At 42.5% G+C, this 16,565-nt stretch carries 17 protein-coding genes; 9 read left to right on the top strand and 8 right to left on the bottom strand.

Annotated elements, in window-relative coordinates:
* Positions 1-5 precede the first annotated feature (5 nt).
* The 5 genes from secD to EYR97_RS02100 all read right to left on the bottom strand — a co-directional run bounded on the left by secD (position 6) and on the right by EYR97_RS02100 (position 5,266).
* Positions 6-1,850 carry a protein translocase subunit SecD gene (secD, locus tag EYR97_RS02120; protein ID WP_131092183.1) on the bottom strand — a complete coding sequence of 615 codons (1,845 nt, stop codon included), beginning with the start codon at positions 1,848-1,850 and terminating at the stop codon, positions 6-8.
* A 55-nt stretch (positions 1,851-1,905) separates the two neighbouring features.
* The gene (gene yajC, locus EYR97_RS02115; protein WP_131092182.1) at positions 1,906-2,244 is read right to left on the bottom strand and encodes a preprotein translocase subunit YajC; all 339 of its coding nucleotides are present in this window, start codon (positions 2,242-2,244) and stop codon (positions 1,906-1,908) included.
* Between the two features lie 24 nt (positions 2,245-2,268).
* The gene (tgt, locus tag EYR97_RS02110; protein ID WP_131092181.1) at positions 2,269-3,381 is read right to left on the bottom strand and encodes a tRNA guanosine(34) transglycosylase Tgt; all 1,113 of its coding nucleotides are present in this window, start codon (positions 3,379-3,381) and stop codon (positions 2,269-2,271) included.
* A 209-nt stretch (positions 3,382-3,590) separates the two neighbouring features.
* Entirely contained in the window at positions 3,591-4,637 is a 1,047-nt protein-coding gene (gene queA, locus EYR97_RS02105; RefSeq protein WP_131092180.1) for a tRNA preQ1(34) S-adenosylmethionine ribosyltransferase-isomerase QueA, read from the bottom strand.
* Between the two features lie 371 nt (positions 4,638-5,008).
* Positions 5,009-5,266 (bottom strand): DUF6471 domain-containing protein, encoded by a 258-nt coding sequence (locus EYR97_RS02100; RefSeq protein WP_131092179.1) that lies wholly within the window; start codon positions 5,264-5,266, stop codon positions 5,009-5,011.
* A 343-nt stretch (positions 5,267-5,609) separates the two neighbouring features.
* Between EYR97_RS02100 and EYR97_RS02095 the strand changes: the two genes are divergently transcribed.
* From EYR97_RS02095 to EYR97_RS02055, 9 genes are all read left to right on the top strand, one after another.
* Positions 5,610-5,999 carry a DUF2170 family protein gene (locus EYR97_RS02095; RefSeq protein WP_131092178.1) on the top strand — a complete coding sequence of 130 codons (390 nt, stop codon included), beginning with the start codon at positions 5,610-5,612 and terminating at the stop codon, positions 5,997-5,999.
* A 23-nt stretch (positions 6,000-6,022) separates the two neighbouring features.
* Positions 6,023-6,703 carry a PspA/IM30 family protein gene (locus EYR97_RS02090; protein WP_131092177.1) on the top strand — a complete coding sequence of 227 codons (681 nt, stop codon included), beginning with the start codon at positions 6,023-6,025 and terminating at the stop codon, positions 6,701-6,703.
* Between the two features lie 152 nt (positions 6,704-6,855).
* A complete protein-coding gene (locus EYR97_RS02085; RefSeq protein WP_181409121.1) occupies positions 6,856-7,911 on the top strand; it encodes a potassium channel family protein in 1,056 nt (351 codons plus the stop codon).
* A gap of 14 nt (positions 7,912-7,925) precedes the next feature.
* Positions 7,926-8,570: a YjfK family protein gene (locus tag EYR97_RS02080; RefSeq protein ID WP_131092176.1), complete on the top strand. Its 645-nt coding sequence runs from the start codon at positions 7,926-7,928 to the stop codon at positions 8,568-8,570.
* Between the two features lie 15 nt (positions 8,571-8,585).
* Positions 8,586-9,002 carry a DUF350 domain-containing protein gene (locus EYR97_RS02075; RefSeq protein WP_131092175.1) on the top strand — a complete coding sequence of 139 codons (417 nt, stop codon included), beginning with the start codon at positions 8,586-8,588 and terminating at the stop codon, positions 9,000-9,002.
* A gap of 10 nt (positions 9,003-9,012) precedes the next feature.
* On the top strand, positions 9,013-9,747 hold the full coding sequence (locus EYR97_RS02070; RefSeq protein ID WP_131092174.1) for a DUF1190 family protein: 735 nt from the start codon (positions 9,013-9,015) through the stop codon (positions 9,745-9,747).
* A 2-nt stretch (positions 9,748-9,749) separates the two neighbouring features.
* Entirely contained in the window at positions 9,750-10,916 is a 1,167-nt protein-coding gene (locus tag EYR97_RS02065) for a glutathionylspermidine synthase family protein (RefSeq protein WP_131092173.1), read from the top strand.
* 33 nt (positions 10,917-10,949) lie between these two features.
* The gene (locus EYR97_RS02060) at positions 10,950-11,489 is read left to right on the top strand and encodes a rhomboid family intramembrane serine protease (RefSeq protein ID WP_131092172.1); all 540 of its coding nucleotides are present in this window, start codon (positions 10,950-10,952) and stop codon (positions 11,487-11,489) included.
* A 61-nt stretch (positions 11,490-11,550) separates the two neighbouring features.
* Positions 11,551-12,252 (top strand): VC0807 family protein, encoded by a 702-nt coding sequence (locus EYR97_RS02055; RefSeq protein WP_131092171.1) that lies wholly within the window; start codon positions 11,551-11,553, stop codon positions 12,250-12,252.
* Positions 12,253-12,428: 176 nt separating this feature from the next.
* On the opposite strand, the gene EYR97_RS02050 is transcribed toward EYR97_RS02055, so the two are convergent.
* From EYR97_RS02050 to EYR97_RS02040, 3 genes are all read right to left on the bottom strand, one after another.
* A complete protein-coding gene (locus EYR97_RS02050; RefSeq protein ID WP_131092170.1) occupies positions 12,429-13,397 on the bottom strand; it encodes a trypsin-like serine protease in 969 nt (322 codons plus the stop codon).
* A gap of 244 nt (positions 13,398-13,641) precedes the next feature.
* Entirely contained in the window at positions 13,642-15,123 is a 1,482-nt protein-coding gene (locus tag EYR97_RS02045; RefSeq protein WP_131092169.1) for an alkaline phosphatase, read from the bottom strand.
* A 147-nt stretch (positions 15,124-15,270) separates the two neighbouring features.
* A complete protein-coding gene (locus EYR97_RS02040) occupies positions 15,271-16,224 on the bottom strand; it encodes a chemotaxis protein CheV (RefSeq protein ID WP_131092168.1) in 954 nt (317 codons plus the stop codon).
* Positions 16,225-16,565: the final 341 nt, after the last annotated feature.

Genomic DNA, 16,565 nt, shown 5'->3' with positions numbered 1-16,565 from the left:
GCCCCTTAAATCGCCAATTTCTCAATACGTTTACCGCCCCACACTGCGTTAACGATAACGCGAGTAACCAAAATGGCGGTGAACATAGAAGTAGCAATACCAATCATTAGCGTAATAGAGAAGCCTTTAATTGGACCGGTACCCACTGCAAAAAGAATAAGACCAGCAATGAAGGTGGTGATATTAGCATCCAAAATGGTAGAGAACGCACTATCATAACCATGGTGAATTGACTGCTGAGGACTACGTCCATCACGCAATTCTTCACGTATACGTTCAAATATAAGAACGTTAGCGTCTACCGCCATACCTACGGTAAGAACGATACCAGCCATTCCTGGTAAGGTTAATGTAGCCCCAGGGATCATCGACATGATACCCACAATCATCACTAGGTTAGTGATTAGTGCAATATTAGCAACAACACCAAACGCTTTATAATAGACCAGCATAAAGGCCAAAACAGCAACCAAGCCGTACATGATAGCCTGCATACCAAGTTCAATATTTTCCTTACCTAAACTTGGGCCAACTGTACGCTCTTCAACGATTTGAATAGGCGCAATTAGTGCACCAGCGCGCAACAATAAGGCTAAATCGCGGGCTTCTTTTGGTGAATCAAGGCCGGTTATTTGGAACTTACTGCCTAGTTGAGCACGAATAGTGGCAACTGAGATAACTTGCTCGTGTTTTTCAAAAACAAGTTTACCGTCTTTATTGCGTTCACCCGTTGATTTATATTCGATAAATACCGTTGCCATTGGTTTACCAATATTGCCACGGGTTGAACGAGACATTTTATTGCCGCCTTCGGAATCTAGCGATATGTTTACGTTTGGCAAACCGTATTCATCAACGCCACTGTTAGCATCGATAATATGGCTACCAGTAAGCATGATGCGTTTTTCAAGTAACTGAGGGATACCTTGTTGATCATCAATCACTTGTGAGCCCGGAGGTACGCGGCCATTTAACGCATCGCGAATATCGTTTTTCTGGTCAACCATTCGAAACTCAAGCGTTGCCGTCGCATTAAGAATTTCTTTTGCTCTTGCAGTGTCTTGAATACCAGGAAGTTGAACGACGATACGGTCAGCACCTTGCTTTTGAACAAGCGGCTCAGCAACACCAAGCTGGTTTACACGATTACGTATAATAGTGATGTTTTGCTTTACTGCATTATCACGTATTTCTTGCAGTTTGCTCTCAGCGAAGACTGCGCGTAATGTAAGGTCGTCAATTTGATTAAAAGTAAGGTCGCGACTTTGATTGCGAAGAAAAAATTCCGCTTTGTCTAGTGCATCTTCATCGCGAAACGAGATGTCAATGTGATCATCAACTTGTTTCACTCCGCGATAACGAATGCCCTCTTCGCGTAGCGATGTGCGAAAGCCACTTTCTGCATCTTCTAAAGACTTCGCAATAACTTCTGTCATGTCAACTTCCATCAGGAAGTGCACACCACCGCGTAAATCTAAGCCTAATTTCATCGGTGCCCCGCCTAATCCTTCAAGCCATTCCGGCGTATCAGGAGCAAGGTTCATTGCAACGAAGTACTCATCGCCTAGCAATTTTTCGAGGGTTTCGCGAGTTACAAGTTGTGTGTCTGAATCAGAAACACGAACTAAAATTTGTTCGTTTTCAAATTCAACGCGTTTTGGTGTGATATTTTGTTCAGCAAGTGCAGCTTTGACTTGATCAACAGTCGCTTGTGTCACTACGGCGTCTCGGCCTGCTGAAATTTGAACGGCGTGATCTTCACCGTAAATATTGGGAAGTGCATAAAGTGCGCACATTGCTACGACGATGAGCGCACTCAATACTTTCCAAATTGAGTTTTTATTTAGCACTGGATAATCCTTTCGAGCCAGTTCCGGGTAGCGTCCCGGCCCCGGCGTTTGTTACTTACAGAGACTTCATTGTGCCTTTTGGCAACACAGCAGTAACTGAAGACTTCTGAACAACAATGTTATTCGCGTCGTTAAGCGCAACTTCTATAAAGTCTTTCTCTTCTGACACTTTAGTAATCTTTCCAACCAAGCCACCTTGGGTAAGTACTTCGTCACCTTTGCTCAATGATGAAACTAGGTCTTTATGCTCTTTTACGCGCTTAGCTTGTGGGCGGTAAAGCAAGAAGTAAAAGATCAAACCAAACACCGCTAGCATGATGATCATTTCCATACCACCACCTTGCGGAGCACCACCAGCAGATTGTGCGTATGCGTTTGAGATAAATAAGCTCATAAAATTCCCCAAATATTATCGTTGTTATAGTGCCGGAACCGGCAACCCTTTTTGTTCATAAAATTCTTGTACAAACGCGTCGAGCGTTCCCGCATCAATAGCGTCTCTCAGCCCTTGCATTACGCGCTGGTAGTAACGAAGATTGTGAATGGTATTTAAACGCGCACCCAAAATCTCATTGCATTTATCCAAGTGATGTAGATATGAACGAGAATAGTTTTTACAAGTGTAACAATCACATTTCTCGTCAAGTGGTGAAGTATCGTTTCTGTGCTTTGCATTACGAATCTTCACTACGCCTTCTGTTACAAACAAATGGCCGTTACGGGCATTACGCGTTGGCATTACACAGTCGAACATATCGATACCGCGACGCACAGATTCTACCAAATCTTCCGGTTTACCTACGCCCATCAAATAGCGCGGCTTGTCTTCCGGGATCTTCGGCGCAGTGTGGTCAATGATGCGGATCATGTCTTCTTTGGGCTCTCCCACTGAAAGACCACCAATGGCATACCCATCAAAACCAATCGCTTCGAGGCCTGCTAATGAAACATCGCGCAACCCTTCATACATACCACCTTGGATAATACCAAACAACGCGGCTGGGTTATCGCCATGAGCCTCTTTACTGCGCTTAGCCCAGCGCAAAGACATTTCCATAGAAACTCGCGCTTCTTGCTCAGTAGCAGGATACGGCGTACATTCGTCGAAAATCATAACGATATCTGAACCGAGGTCGCGCTGAACCTCCATTGACTTCTCTGGCGTAAGAAGAATTTTTTCACCATTAATAGGTGAACGGAAAGTTACGCCTTCTTCAGTAATCTTGCGCAAATCCCCCAGACTAAAGACTTGGAAACCGCCTGAGTCTGTAAGAATAGGCTTATCCCAGTTCATGAAGTCATGTAAGTCGCCGTGCTGACGAATGATACCAGTACCAGGGCGAAGCATTAAATGAAATGTGTTGCCAAGGCAGATATGGGCACCACTGTCTTTTAACTCTTCAGGGGTCATTCCCTTAACGGTACCGTACGTACCAACGGGCATGAACGCTGGTGTTTCAACTACACCACGTTCAAATACCAAACGACCACGTCGAGCGCGTCCGTCGGTTTTTAACAACTCAAATTGCATATGAAAGCTTTCCCACTGTATCGCGCTTTTGCGCTGGGTATAAAAATAAATTGGGCGGGATTATACCAGTAAATCAGCTGAGATCATGCCCTGTATCTATGTTTATCGCTTCTTATCTCTTAAGTTAGCAATGTAGTGGCAAAACAATTCACAAATTAAGATACGTTCGCAAACTGAATTGCCACTTTGTCACTACGATAAAAAGCGTACTAAGCGCGTTCAATAAACATAGAATCACCATAACTGAAGAAGCGATATTCTTCTTTTATAGCGCATTGATAGGCATTCATAACGTTGTCCTTACCGGCAAAAGCGCTGATTAACATCATCAACGTAGATTCAGGTAAATGAAAATTCGTGAACATGGCATCCACGACTTTAAACTCGAAGCCTGGGTAAATAAAAATTTCAGTGTCTTCATAAAACGGGGCTATCACGTCTTTGTGCCCGCTTTGTGCACAAACTTTTGCTGCTGATTCTAATGAACGCACAGACGTAGTGCCAACGGCAATAACACGCTTTCCATCAGCCTTTGTTTGCAATACTGCATCAACCACTTCTTGAGGCACTTCTGCATATTCGGCATGCATTTTATGCTCTTGAATGTTGTCAACGCGAACGGGTTGAAAGGTGCCAGCCCCAACGTGCAAGGTGACAAAAGCCAAATTAACACCTTTCTCTTTAAGCTCAGCAAGAATGCTGTCGTCAAAATGCAATCCGGCTGTTGGTGCTGCAACGGCGCCCGGCTTTTGATTGTAAACTGTTTGGTAGCGTTCTTTGTCTGAGTTTTCATCAGGGCGGTCAATATACGGGGGTAAAGGCATATGCCCATGTGCTTCAAGTAAGCTCAATACCGTTTCTTCATGGTCAAATTGCAACATAAATAACGCATCATCTCGACCCGTTACCGTCACATTCACTTTATCTTCTAGGGTAAGCTTAGTACCGGGTTTCGGTGCTTTACTGGCTCTGACGTGAGCTAATGCTGTGTTGTCTGAGGTGATTCGTTCAATAAGTACTTCAACTTGACCGCCGGTTTCCTTTTTACCTAAAAGACGCGCGGGAATTACACGTGTATTGTTGAAAACAAGGAGATCGCCTTGCTCGACAAAGTTCAGCATATTGGCAAACATGGTGTGTTCCACTTTTCCTGTTTTTCCGTCTAAATGTAATAGACGACTTGCCGCACGCTGCTCAGTTGGATACTTAGCAATTAATTTTTCAGGAAGCTCAAAGCTGAAATCAGATAGTTTCATAAATACAACGTAATTTTGACCACAAAGTTAGACTAAAGTAGCAACTTAAGAGAAATTTAAGTCGCAAAAATTTTAAACAAACTATTTTTTCGGTTTTCTTTATAGAGACGAACACAAAAAAACCACAATAATCATCAATAACTTAACAAAAAGTATAAATTCTAATAACATATTATCATGGCGTATACGCATATTCTTTTTACTGCATATAGCCTTTAATCGCTTAAACGGTTAAGATATAGTCAGATAGTGATGATGTTCTCCCATAAACAATCCTTATTATTCATGCCCAGTCTCGTGCTGGGTATTTTTTTGTCCTAAAAATATTAAAAACAACATACTGACGTAAAAAGTGCTTTAGTTTACGCGTTTTACTCCTGAAGATCAGTTAAGATTTCTTCAAGTAGTGCCCCATCAATAGGCCTAGCTTTTAATACATAGAGTATTTGTAGCAGTAAGTCTGCCCCCATTATTCCCTTGTTTACCTTGTTTCTCAGGTTATCAGCGCTTTGCTCAACGCCAATTTCCTCTAAACGTTGGCTTAACACTTGGTATTTAACACCGCGTACTGACATTTCAGATTTTACAACCCGAGCTACCGTTTGACGCCATACATTTTTCGCACTCAACTGACACCTCAAAATACACAAATGTGATATATATTTTACAAAAACACACTTTTTTACACTTATGAAGTAAAAAACCCGTTGACGATTATGGCATATTGAGACTACACTGCAAGCCTAGATATTGGCGTGTATGAAAATAACCGCTACAGTGAAGTGGCTTGAATGCACACTTGGACGCTTAGATTGAGAGCTTGTTTAGAGCAGTTAACTAGATTGGTTAACTCAAGCGTTTAAAAAGTTGTGCAGTATTTTCGAATTTAAACACAAAATACTGTTGAAATTTTTTCGAGCAACACGACATTCATATACGACAACATCGCTTCCATTATACAAGGAGACAAATATGAGCTGGGAACTAGAAAGCATCGAAGCTTTATTTAAAGAACACGATGACTTTGTGGTAACGCGTGAGGAAGGTTGCTTACTCATTGCGAACCAAGATGGTATTGACGCATGGCTTGCAATTAGCGGTGAGCAGATATTAGTTGAAAGCTTGCTGTTTGCAGCTTCAGAGGTTAAAGACAAACCTGCATTGGATCATGAAATCTTGTCATCTCATATGGTCTTCCCATTAACCACTGTTGGCATATCTACCATCGGTGGCGAAGAATATTACACCGCGTTTGGGGCACTAAGTGCACAATCCAAAGGCGAGAGTATTGTAATTGAAGTGGAAACCCTGTTTCAGAACGTTGCATCTTTCCTAGATGCTTACGAAACGCACCTTAACTAAAATTTACTTCTAAGGAGAAGCGAATGTCTGTGTGGAAAAAATTAGTAACAGCAGTGAAAGGTGGTGCAACCGAAGCTGCGCAATCTGTGGTAGATAGCCAAGCAATTCGAATTCTGGAGCAAGAAATCAGAGAAGCGAAAGAAGAACTACGCAAATCTGATCATGCACGTACGCAAATTTTAGCGAAGTGCAAACTTTCTCAGCAGAAAGTTGATAGTTTTAATAGCTCTATCGCGGAATACGAAGCACATGCGCGCAAAGCAATTGATACCGACCGTCAACTTGCACTTGATTGCGCGCAGAAAGTGTCTGAACTGAAAGAAGAGCGTGATCAAGAACAAGCTTATCTTGATCAGTTTACACAATCTGAAAAGCAATTAGCACAAAACATTCAGCAAGCGAAAGCCAATTTGCGTCGTCTTGAGCAACAAGTTGATATGGTGAAAGCAACAGAAAGTGTGCAAAAAGCGCAAGTTGCTGTGTCATCACGTCACATGGGCGCCAACAGCAAGATGAAAACGGCAACTGAGTCGCTATCACGCATTCAAGAAAAGCAGAAAATGCGTAACGCTGAACTTCAGGCCGCTGAAGAGCTGGCAAGTGACGAGTCAAGTAGCGATCTTGAAAAACGTCTCGCAGAAGCAGGAATCAAAGGCGGAAAGTCGTCTGCTGATGACGAACTAGCAAGAATTCTAGGCAATTAACTTAAAGGGAGCCCTGTGCTCCCTTTTTTTGCTACTTAACTAATCTAACAACCAATGGTGCTAATGACCAACGGCTTGTTACATATAAACATTAGACAATTCAACACGTTCAAGGCAGAGTAAAGGCTGGCACAGCAAGGGCTACTTCTTTTATGTCTCCATGGATAAAACTGCGTAAAATAATGATGCGATACTTTGCAGAGTCGCGCTGGTACACCATTTTAGGTGTTACCGCATTTTACGCAGTCACTACATATTGGTTGCTGTACGCAGCAGATGAACACGACTTAATCGCCGACGTAGACTTCGTATATTGGTTAGCCGTAACGGCATCAACGGTGGGCTATGGCGATCTCTCTCCTACCACTTCTGCCGGAAAGCTAATTGTCGCGTTTTACGTTATTCCTTTGGGTTTAAGTATCTTTGCCATGGTCATTGGTAGAGTTGCTGCATGGGTGTCACTACAATGGAAAAAAGGGTTGCTAGGTATGAATAGCTTACATCTGGACAAACATATTCTCGTCATCGGCTGGAATGAACAACGAACGATGCTGCTATTGGATTTGATCATTCGCGAGCGAGATGCAATGCCAGAACGCCCTGACATAGTACTGTGCGTAAAAGCAGATATAGCTAATCCGCTTCCCGGTGTTATCGAATTTGTTAAAGTAGACTCCTTTAATAAAGACGAAGACATGGACAGAGCATGCGTATCGAATGCCAGAACCATACTTATCGACAATCCTCAAGACGATGTCACCATGACGACGTCGCTATACTGCTCTAAACGCAACCCTGACGCGCATTTAGTGGCCTATTTTGACGATGAAAGCCTAGTTGGTTTACTTCAAGATCACTGTCCAAGAGTGGAATGCACACCAAGTGTAGCCGTTGAAATGCTGGCAAAGGCCGCCTTTGATCCAGGTTCAAGTATGCTACATCACGACCTGTTAAGTGTAGAAGAAGGTCAGGCACAGTTTTCTGTAAAAATACCTGAGTCAAGCCCAGCTATTTCAGTTGCAAAACTATTTACAAATTTAAAGCGTAAGCACGACGCTATTTTTATTGGTTACGCACCCAACTCACAAGTTAAAGAAATGGTGGTTAACCCGTCTCTTGATGTGACCTTACATGCCGGTGACACGCTTTTTTACATTGCAGAAAGACGAATTAATGCCATTAATTGGTCGTCACTAAATGCAGATTAAGAGGCACAACATTTATGTTCAGTAAACTATTTAAAAAGTCAGCGCCGAAGAAACCACAGGCGCCTGAAATTATGGGCCTTTATTTAGGTGGCTCATTTGAGTTGGATAATCTAAAGCTATCACTTATCGAGCCCGAACTCACAATCGAGCGTGCAGCTCGTTCACAGCTTATACAAGCAGTTGGTGAAGCGCCTTTGGATACGGGTGGAACTATACTTCGCTACTACACCGACGATGACGCATTTCTACAAGTGGTACTTGATGGTGGTCTTTCAGAAAACCACATTACAGATGTTAAGCTATGGCATTTTTACGACACCCAAACCATTGGTAGCGAGGCGCAGTGGAAAACGTGTCTAAATACGCTAATAAGCCAACCCACCTATGAATTAGACGGCAAGGTTTATACTCGCGTTTGGGGTGCAGTTGGCGATGAATCTCCACCTGTAGCAGTTACCGAAACTACCTACGAAGAAGACGGTGATGTTAGTAAAACGGATCAGTTCATGATGTTATATGAACGTCCAATTGACAATGATAGAGTAGAAACCCTCTTGGTGGTTGGAGAAGAAAAGCTAGTTGGCGCAAATCTAGACAGATGCTTAGTGCTATCGACGGGCTTTGACATTCAACCTGCTGATATAAATATAAACGGTTAAAACAAAGGAACTCACATGGAAACTATCTTGCAATCTCTCGCAGGCCTTGGCAGCTTTGCTATGTACTTCGGCTTGTCTATCGTTTTTTTGTTTGTTTTCAAATTGGTTTACGCCTTAGTAACTCCCCATGATGAATGGAAGCTAGTTAAAGAGGATAAAAATGTCGCTGCTGCGATTGGTTTTGGCGGCGCAATCATTGGTTTTTCAATTGCCTTGGGCAGTGCTGCTTCCAACTCTGTAACTGTGATTGACTTTGGTATTTGGGCTCTTGTGGCGTTAGTTGCGCAGTCGTTGGCGTTCGCTATTTTACGCTTTAGCTTCCTACCTACCATTGCTGAACGTATTAACAATAACGAAGTTTCGGCTGGTGTGATGTTAGCAAGCATGTCTATTTCAGTAGGCATGCTAAATGCAGCGTGTATGACCTATTAAGGAGGCCGCCATGACCGACTTCAATTCTTCATCAGACAACGCGCCCAGTGGTTTGACAAACAACACGCTAACCGAAGCGGATTCCACTGATTGCAAAAAGTCACCTGAAACGTTTTGTGAACCAACTCGCCAAGGAAAGCGCAAACGCAGCCAAAGTATAAACCTGCTGAGTATGCGCAAAGCGTTTCGCATCAAGCCACTCGCGCTGGGAGTAGCCAGCGTTATGTTGACAGCCTGCGGTGGTGATAAAGAAGAAGCCAAAATATATACGTCAATTGAAGACTGCCAACAAGACTTTCCCGACGCGCTAGAGCGATGCGAAGCGGCATATCAAACGGCAGTTGACGAGGCTATGCGCACAAGTCCACGGTTTTCTACAGAATACGACTGTGAATACGAATTCGGGCCAAACCAATGTCGCTCTGTAGATAATGGTTCAGGCAGCTTTTTTATGCCGTTCATGGCAGGTTACATGGTGAGCTCTTTACTCTCGCCTAGTCGCTACTATTCTCAACCGCTGTATACCTCATATTCTTATAATTCGCCTTTTCGTTCTCGCTGGATAACCGCTGATGGGTACGTATTCGATGGGGATATTCGAAAGCGAAACTACCGGGTAAGTAAAGATGCTTTTAAGCCCAAACCTACCGTCAACCGCACGATAAAGCGCGGTGGATTTGGTAGTAGCGTAAGAGCAAAATCCTCATGGGGCAGTAGTAGCCGTTCAGGAAGTTGGGGCAGCTAAGCATGTTTAGAGTGCCATGCCAGCCGAGGAGAAACTGGCAGTCGCTGGCCAATGAATATGGTTTTCACTTTCATACGATGTACGGCGAGCCGTACTGGGATGAAAGTGCTTACTACCAATTTTCGCTTAAGCAAATAGAAAACGACATTGAAGACCCCACCGCCGAGCTTCATCAAATGTGTTTGGCGGTTGCCGATGAAGTGATCAATAGTGAAGAGTTACTCACGCGTTTCTGCATTCCTCAAGCACATTGGGATCGTATTCGAACTAGCTGGGAACAGCGAGACCCTAGTTTGTATTCGCGACTAGACTTAGTATATGACGGCAAAAGCCCAGCTAAGCTTTTAGAAAACAATGCAGATACACCAACAAGCTTATACGAATCAGGGTTCTGGCAGTGGCTTTGGTTAGAGCAAAACGTTGATACAGGTATGCTCCCTCGACATGCTGACCAGTTTAATAGCTTACAAGAGAAGTTAGTTCACCGCTTTCGAGAAATAGCCCTGCATTACAATATTAGCCAACTTCACATGACCTGCTGTAAAGACACAGTAGAAGACAGAGGTACCGTTCAATACTTACAAGACTGTGCGAGCGAAGCCGGTCTTACTGCCGACTTTGTTTTTATTGAAGATATTGGCCTTGCCGATACTGGTGTTTTTACCGACTTACAAAACTCGCCTATCACAGATTGTTTTAAGCTGTACCCTTGGGAATTTATGCTGCGCGAAGAGTTTGGTAATGCACTTGATGAAGCGAGCGTTAATTGGCTAGAGCCGTCATGGAAATCAGTCATTTCTAACAAAGCCCTTTTGCCCCAGTTGTGGAAGCGCTTCAGTGGTCACCCTAACCTGCTCCCTGCCTACTTTTCCGATGACATGGATAAAAATAGTCTTTCTGGAAAGTGGATCAAAAAGCCGATATTTTCACGTGAGGGTGCCAATATTTCAATGCTCACTGATGGGAATGAAAATGTACTCAGTTCAGGCCCTTATGGAGAAGAAGGCTTTGTGGTTCAATCGTTTGCTCCACTTCCCGTATTTGACGGCAATCACACATTAATAGGTAGTTGGTTAGTAGACGATATGCCCGCAGGTATTTCAGTAAGGGAAGACAAATCGGCTATCACGCAAGATCTTTCTCGTTACCTACCGCATATTATTCTTTAAGCAGTAGTATTTAGTCGTAGCTAAGGAACCTACATGAAGCCCCTTTCTTTTCAATTGAGAGTACTGTTAACCCTAGGCGCATTGCTCATTGTTATCGAGGTCGCCAATTTATTAACGGGTAATTTTCTCAATCAATTTGGCGTAGTGCCCCGCTCGTTAGCGCATTTACCTTATATTTTCACTGCACCATTTTTACATGGCACACCCACCCATTTAATGGCTAACCTTATCCCTCTATTACTTTTCATGTGGTTAACCATGCAATGGGGTAAGCGAACTTTTGTCATTGCCACACTTTGTGCACTTATTGTTGGTGGTCTCGGTGTATGGCTATTTGGTAGAACCGCTACGCATATTGGGGCAAGTGGTATGGTGTACGGCTACTTTGGCTTTCTTGTTTTGGCGGGCTTTCGCAGCAAAAAAATACGTTATTTGCTTATTTCACTAGTGGTTGCAGCACTTTACGGCGGAATGCTAGTCGGCGTACTTCCCACATCAAAATTTATTTCCTTTGAATATCACCTATTTGGCTTTCTGGGTGGTTTAATTGCCGCATGGTACTGGGCACGCTAGCCAGTTTCCGTATAATTAGCGTCATAACATAATGTCAAAAAAATCATGTCGTAAATAATCTATGTCAGCAGTTCAGCAACCTACACAAAAAAACCAAGGCTTCTTTGGAAACCTCGCATTCAATATTGTCATTCCTGTCGTACTTATGAGCTATGCCAGCTCTGAAGATTACCTTGGCCCAGCTTGGAGTATTGTTGCTGCACTGAGCTTTCCCATTGGCTATGGTCTATGGGATTTAAAAAGCTCAGGTAAAGTTAATGGCTTTTCAATTTTAGGCATCATTAGTGTCTTGTTAACTGGTGGGTTTAGCCTATTGAAACTACCAGCAGAGTACATTGCCATAAAAGAAGCTGCCATACCGGGCATTATTGGCATTGCTGTGTTAGTTACACAATATTCAAACAAGCCGTTAGTGAAAATGCTCATATTAAACGATCAAATAATCAATTGGCCTCACTTAAATGCGGTTCTTGATGCAAAAGGCAAGCAGGCTGAGTTTAAGAAGAAAATAGCAGTTAGCTCTTACATAGTAGCTAGTTCATTTTTCTTATCTTCTGCGCTTAACTACATATTGGCAAAAGTTATTTTAGTGAGCGAGCCAGGTACCACAGCATACACTGAAGAGTTAGGTAGAATGACGGCATTGAGTTACCCCGTTATTGTGATCCCCAGTATGATTTTGCTTATTGCAGCACTGTGGTATTTATTTGCGCAAATTAAGAAGATAACTGGAGAAGAGCTCGATAATTTTATTAATCAATAATACGGTATAGTCTGACAAATTTAAGGTAGCACTAATGCTTTGCACGACAGCTGTATAGTAAGAAGGTTCTTAAGTGAATACGACTTGCGTAGTTTGTTTCACAAAATCCAACGCTCTCTCAAAAACATACGGCAGTCAAATTAAAGTGACTGCCATAACTCCCAATTCAGCATTTATCAAACTAATCGCCTTCGTCTTAACAACAGAATAGAAACGCCAAATAATATTAACGCAGTATTCGGTGTAGATACGACTGTCATCAAAGCCTGCGTATCACTAATCCAGTCAATAAAAGACGAAACGCGCGTAGAACCACTAAAATCACCATAAGTAGAATCAGCGCCGCTCGCATCGATAGATGCGGTGAAAGAATGCACTCCAGCTAAGTACCATTCATCATTTTCATAAATGAAAAAACCTCCACCGCTGTCACCGCTACCAATTGCATACTCAAGGTCAAGGGCAGTACCTGATTGACGGCCTTTGAGTGCATTTACCGGATTTTGCAGATAAAGAGCACTATTAAACAAGCCATTTCCATCTTCGGGTTGAGTACCCGCTGGAGCGTCAAAATCTGTCCACAAAATTCGGTCGTGCCCTTCGTCATTAAAGTTAACCTCATCGACTTCATTCTCGCCTGCTCTTTTTTTTCCTGATGAGGTCACGTCACCCGTTAAACCTGTACCAGAGGCACCAAACCCGACATGTGTGCCAATTTGACCTATTTCATTTGTTTCTTCATATAATGTCGCGGCTTGAACGTTTGAAACGGATTGGTCTAATTTGAGTAGAGCAATATCCCACCCTGTAAACAAATGACCTGAGGCGAATGGATCCCAGCTTTGATGTACAAACCAAGAAAGTGCGTTGTAAGCGGTACCACCAACAGAAAATTGTACATTGGTTGTAGAATTATCATCAAGACAATGCGCGGCGGTTAAAACAAACTCGCTCGATATTAACGTACCAGAGCAACGATAACGACCTCCGTTAGTTGAATATAAGAGATCTCCTACTGGGTCGAACTGCGACTGTTGGGCAAGTGCACGATATCGATTGTCGCTAACATCGTGTCGTATCACCCCTGCGTAAGCTGTGCTTACCGTAAATAGTGCAACAACTAAGCCTGCAAACTTTCTTTTCATTATTTGTACTTCGGCAATCAAAATAATTTAATGATCACTATGCCTAGCACAATCCACACCAATAAATTTTTATTTGGAAAATAGCTACTTAAAAGAGCATTAGGTATAAAATGTAAAGTAATCCGACACAATTATCGCTAATAAATTCTGTGTAAACAGACTTCGCATCGCTTTTTTTTGTTAACAAAAAAACGCGCCATTTGGGCGCTTTTCATCGAAAACTAAACTAGTGAAAGCTTAAGCATTAGTTACAACGCCAATCTTCCTTGAAGTCACATAGCTTTGAGTCTGTCTTTTCCTCATCAGAAGTAAACTCTATATTGCTCTTTGCTCTTTGTGCCTCAACCTTCTTTTTTTGAGGTTGTTTTTTATCAATAAAAGAAAAAATTGTCTTTGCTATGTCTGTGTTATCAATTTGTCCCATAAGACTTTGATAACCAGCCCCAAAAGCAAACACTTCAACATCTACACCAGTGTGACCACTGGTCGTCCATCCTGTATTCGTTTTTGTATCGAGAAACGCCGTTATCGCCCGAAAACGGGCTTCTTCATCTTGGTTGGCAACACTGTCTAATGTTGCAAGTTCCTCATCGGTCAATGATAAACCTAATTGTGTTGCAACATATTCACCAGGTTTCTCTTCTTTTTTCATGCCAAGGGCTATGGTCATCGCTGAAGCTGACATATTCTCAAGGAACTTTGGACTCCATCGATATTCGCCATTCGCGCCTAGGGTCAAGCCACCAGTGCTATGGTCTGCTGTCAGGATAACCAAAGTATCTGGGTTAGATTCCACATAACCGCGCAGATATTCCATGGTTATAGCGAGGTCGTGCATTTCAGCTACAACAGAACCAATATCGTTAGCATGTCCTGCCCAATCAACTTGACTTGCTTCGATGAGAAGGAAAAAGCCGTTATCATTTTCTAGGTGCTTTATGGCGTGTTGAGCAAGGTACTCAAGACGATTCTTTCGCTTGTCGTCAAGCACTGCCGGAAGCGCTACTGGTGCAAATAAACCGATAACATTGCTACCCGCCGGAACAGACGCTAGACGATTATAAGAATCCGCATACTCGTAACCTGCATCAATAAATTGGGCCAAAATATCGCGATCTTCGCGCTCAAAGTAAGACGTACCACCACCTAACATGACATCAGCAACGAACTCTCCATTTGCACGAACATCATAAAAGTCTTCAGCTATTTCGTTGTAATTTTTGCGACTCTCGTTGTGCGCAATGTAAGATGCAGGTGTGGCGTGAACAATCTGTGATGTCACCGCTAGACCTGTTCTCATGCCCTTCATCTTTGCGTGATACATAACGGAGTTTACCGGTTGCTTATTAGCATTTACCCCAATAGCACCGTTATAAGATTTCACACCCGTTGCAAGCGCGGTTGCTGCAGCGGCTGAATCAGTAACGTATCCTGACACAGGTGCAGGATAGGTTGACGCATTTCCCACTAATATATCGTCAAATACGACGCGCTCAATTTCTGGGGTGTTAGGATTATCGACAAAATTTCTATAGGCAGTGGTATACGCTGGGCCCATACCGTCAGCAACAACCATGATGATGTTTTTAGGAACACGAGTAGAATTATTTTCGTGTGATTGATTACTTGAAACAAGTTTTGCGGCTTCTTCTGTAATACCACAGCTAGCTAACAACGCCACTGACGCACAACTAACCAATGAGGTGCGAACAAATTTTCTAATCATCTAAACTTCCCTGAGTTTGAAGGTAACGCCCAGCTGGCAAATACACGTACAGATAGGCACAAAAAGAGTCTTTATGGGGTATAGTGTAAAACAGCCAGACTTTATCCTCAAAGTATTCCGATAAAATACTCTAGACCTAAAAACCGTTTATTTTTCGGCAAGATATTCTCGTAATCTTTGCTGCGCTACATCAACTAACATATCGGGTTGAAACTTAGAAATAAACCGATTACAACCTACTTTCTCAACCATTGCATCGTTAAAGCTGCCGCTTAACGATGTGTTAAGCGCGATGAATAAGTCTTCCATTCGAGGGTCATTTCGCACTTCTGCCGTCAATCGATACCCATCCATTTCAGGCATTTCAGCATCGGTAAACATAAGTAAGATTACATCTGAAGGTCTCTTCCCCTCACCTGCCCATTTTTGTAACAACAATAAGGCTTCAGCACCATTCTTACGTTCAATAATGGTAACACCCAGTTGCTCTAATGTGTCTCTAATTTGCTTTCTTGCCGTGGCGGAGTCATCAACAATCAATATTTTTTTGTCTTTAAAGTGCGAAACAATGTCATCATCAAGCACTTCTTGAGAAATCGTAATGTCATAATCGATAATCTCTGCCAGTACTTTTTCAACATCAATGATCTCCACCAGCTCAGATTTACCCTCACTATTCACCTGAGTTATAGCGGTTAGATAATTTGTTTTTCCAATCCCCTTTGGTGGAGGTTGAATATCGCTCCACGACATATTAACAATGGTTTTTACTTCACCAATAATAAAGCCCTGCACACTTCGGTTGTACTCGGTGATAATTATATTCTTGGCGAAATCCTCAGCTACCGCACTGCGCATTTTGATTGCTTGGCGTAAATCTATGATGGGTATTGATTTTCCTCGGTAGTTCATCACACCTTTTAAGTTACTGTGTGAGCCGGGCATAATATTCAATTTAGGAATATTTATCACTTCCTTGATTTTGAATACATTCATTGCGAAAGTGTGGCGTGTCCCCAATTGAAACATCAAAAGTTCTAACCTATTTTCACCAACCAGCTTTGTCCTTTGATCGACCGATGATAGTACGCTGTTACTCATAATGTTCACTTTTGTCTTTTTTCATTTACTTACGCCAAAAATTCGCCAGTATTCTTGTTCTAAATGACCACTGATTACTGGTATCTTCACCCAATGTGCCACCTGTTCAATCTACATTAGTATGTTTTTTAAGGCTATTCCCCTTTTTGCTAAAAAGGCCCATTAATTTTCCAATTTCCAGCACTAACTAAAAACTCTGCCTAGTGTTAACAGCAACGTAAAAACGCACGGGCATCGTGTCAGCAACCAATTATCCATTGCCTATTCCCTTAAACACGCATTCACCAAATAAATAACCACAATGAAATATATATATTTCTATTATTCTAAATCTCGCACTA

The organism is Alteromonas sp. KUL42, assembly GCF_006538325.1.
Lineage (GTDB): Bacteria > Pseudomonadota > Gammaproteobacteria > Enterobacterales > Alteromonadaceae > Alteromonas.
This window is presented reverse-complemented; position numbering and strand designations above follow the sequence as displayed.

What these genes read in the sequence shown, in the direction of transcription:
- EYR97_RS02060 (WP_131092172.1), top strand. Translation starts at nt 10,950, where the DNA reads ATGAAGCCCCTTTCTTTTCAATTGAGAGTACTGTTAACCCTAGGCGCA.
- EYR97_RS02095 (WP_131092178.1), top strand. Translation starts at nt 5,610, where the DNA reads ATGAGCTGGGAACTAGAAAGCATCGAAGCTTTATTTAAAGAACACGAT.
- EYR97_RS02045 (WP_131092169.1), bottom strand. Translation starts at nt 15,123, where the DNA reads ATGATTAGAAAATTTGTTCGCACCTCATTGGTTAGTTGTGCGTCAGTG.
- EYR97_RS02075 (WP_131092175.1), top strand. Translation starts at nt 8,586, where the DNA reads ATGGAAACTATCTTGCAATCTCTCGCAGGCCTTGGCAGCTTTGCTATG.
- queA (WP_131092180.1), bottom strand. Translation starts at nt 4,637, where the DNA reads ATGAAACTATCTGATTTCAGCTTTGAGCTTCCTGAAAAATTAATTGCT.
- EYR97_RS02050 (WP_131092170.1), bottom strand. Translation starts at nt 13,397, where the DNA reads ATGAAAAGAAAGTTTGCAGGCTTAGTTGTTGCACTATTTACGGTAAGC.
- EYR97_RS02085 (WP_181409121.1), top strand. Translation starts at nt 6,856, where the DNA reads ATGTCTCCATGGATAAAACTGCGTAAAATAATGATGCGATACTTTGCA.
- EYR97_RS02055 (WP_131092171.1), top strand. Translation starts at nt 11,551, where the DNA reads ATGTCAGCAGTTCAGCAACCTACACAAAAAAACCAAGGCTTCTTTGGA.
- yajC (WP_131092182.1), bottom strand. Translation starts at nt 2,244, where the DNA reads ATGAGCTTATTTATCTCAAACGCATACGCACAATCTGCTGGTGGTGCT.
- EYR97_RS02090 (WP_131092177.1), top strand. Translation starts at nt 6,023, where the DNA reads ATGTCTGTGTGGAAAAAATTAGTAACAGCAGTGAAAGGTGGTGCAACC.
- EYR97_RS02040 (WP_131092168.1), bottom strand. Translation starts at nt 16,224, where the DNA reads ATGAGTAACAGCGTACTATCATCGGTCGATCAAAGGACAAAGCTGGTT.
- tgt (WP_131092181.1), bottom strand. Translation starts at nt 3,381, where the DNA reads ATGCAATTTGAGTTGTTAAAAACCGACGGACGCGCTCGACGTGGTCGT.
- EYR97_RS02080 (WP_131092176.1), top strand. Translation starts at nt 7,926, where the DNA reads ATGTTCAGTAAACTATTTAAAAAGTCAGCGCCGAAGAAACCACAGGCG.
- EYR97_RS02070 (WP_131092174.1), top strand. Translation starts at nt 9,013, where the DNA reads ATGACCGACTTCAATTCTTCATCAGACAACGCGCCCAGTGGTTTGACA.
- EYR97_RS02065 (WP_131092173.1), top strand. Translation starts at nt 9,750, where the DNA reads ATGTTTAGAGTGCCATGCCAGCCGAGGAGAAACTGGCAGTCGCTGGCC.